Origin of the sequence: Flavobacterium maritimum (assembly GCF_040049085.1) — a bacterium.
Lineage (GTDB): Bacteria > Bacteroidota > Bacteroidia > Flavobacteriales > Flavobacteriaceae > Flavobacterium > Flavobacterium maritimum.
This window is the reverse complement of record NZ_JBDLZY010000058.1, coordinates 1-505: the sequence shown is the minus strand read 5'-3', so window position 1 is coordinate 505 and position 505 is coordinate 1. Positions and strand designations below refer to the sequence as shown.

General features: G+C 34.5%; 2 protein-coding genes. Both read right to left on the bottom strand.

What is annotated here, in order from left to right; all coding sequences use genetic code 11:
- On the bottom strand, positions 1-229 hold a 229-nt coding region (locus ABEB23_RS18295), incomplete at its 3' end, for a crossover junction endodeoxyribonuclease RuvC (protein WP_348814155.1).
- Between the two features lie 110 nt (positions 230-339).
- The coding region (locus tag ABEB23_RS18290; RefSeq protein ID WP_348814154.1) for a chorismate-binding protein at positions 340-505 on the bottom strand (166 nt) is incomplete at its 5' end.

The window sequence follows — 505 nt, the reverse complement described above, 5'->3', positions numbered from 1 at the left end:
TGCCAAAGAAAGGCGCTTCAATTGCGATTTCATCAGGACAATGTGTCTCGATTAACTCTATCGTTCTCTCAAAGATTATTTTTAGTTTCTGGTAATGATTATCGTATTTGGAAAGCTGCAATTCATTCAATTGCAGGAATTCCATTTTTTTATTGGTAACTTTAATCAATCCAAAACCCATAATTGTGGTTCCTGGGTCAATGCCTAATATGATGCTTTCTTTTGTCAAGAGGTTTTTTTGTTTCAGGTTTTTTTGTTTCAAGTTTCAGGTTTCAAGTTTCAAGTTCTGTGGAGGCAACCTGAAACCTGAAACTTGAAACTTGAAACTAATTTTTTTAACTATTTTTTCAAAACTCTTTTCATCGTCATGGATTTGTTCACGCTTTCCTCCCATTCTTTTTCGGGAATGCTTTCTTTTGTAATGCCGCAACCCATGTACAGAATGGCTTTTTCATCTTCAATCTGCATGCATCGTAAATTTACAAATAAATCAGAACTCGCATTA